1 protein-coding gene is annotated in these 659 nt (G+C 67.1%); it reads right to left on the bottom strand.

The features are described 5' to 3' along the window. Nucleotides 1-659 (bottom strand): anhydro-N-acetylmuramic acid kinase (locus MOV75_RS40875; RefSeq protein ID WP_247008528.1); only part of this gene is annotated, 659 nt, incomplete at both ends.

The following is a 659-nucleotide window of genomic DNA, read 5'->3' as shown; positions in this document are numbered from 1 at the left end:
CAGCGGGATGATTCGGGCGATCGCCGCCGCGGTGAAAGCGGTCAGGGTCGCGGCCCCATCGGCCGGCGCGACATCGCCGAGCCTGAGCGCCGCAAAGTCGTTGCGATCGAGCGATTTCGGCGGAGGCAACGCAAAGAACGGCAGCTCCAGCGCGTGGGCAATCCAGGCCTCATCGACCTTACCGAGCGCTGCGAACTTTCCTTCCGCATCGAACGCCTGGTTCATGGTGCGGTACATGAAATCGTCCAGCAGCGCGTTGCCGGGCCCGGTGTCGCAGGCGATCAGCGTGTCGTTGCCATCGATATAGGTGATGTTGGAGACGCCGCCGATATTGACGACGACGATCGGGCCCTCGCGATCCAGCGAATGGGCGAGCGCCCGATGGTAGACCGGTACGAACGGCGCCCCCTGCCCGCCGGCCTCGACGTCGGCGGCGCGGAAATCATGCATCACGGGGATATGGATCGCTTTCGCCAGCGCCGGAGCGTCACCGATCTGCACCGTCAGCCGCCGCTCGGGGCGATGCAGCACGGTCTGGCCGTGGAAGCCGACGATGTCGATGTCCTCGGGCTTCATGCGGTTCTGGGCCAAGAAGGCGGCAACCGCCTCGGCATGGGCCCGCGTCACCGCACGCTCGGCCTCGGCCAGGACACCAGGCC

The sequence above is a fragment of the Bradyrhizobium sp. PRIMUS42 genome (genome assembly GCF_023006515.1).
In the GTDB taxonomy this organism is placed as follows: Bacteria; Pseudomonadota; Alphaproteobacteria; order Rhizobiales; family Xanthobacteraceae; genus Bradyrhizobium.
Note: the sequence above shows the minus strand (reverse complement) of the source record. Positions and strands in the feature narration are given on the sequence as shown.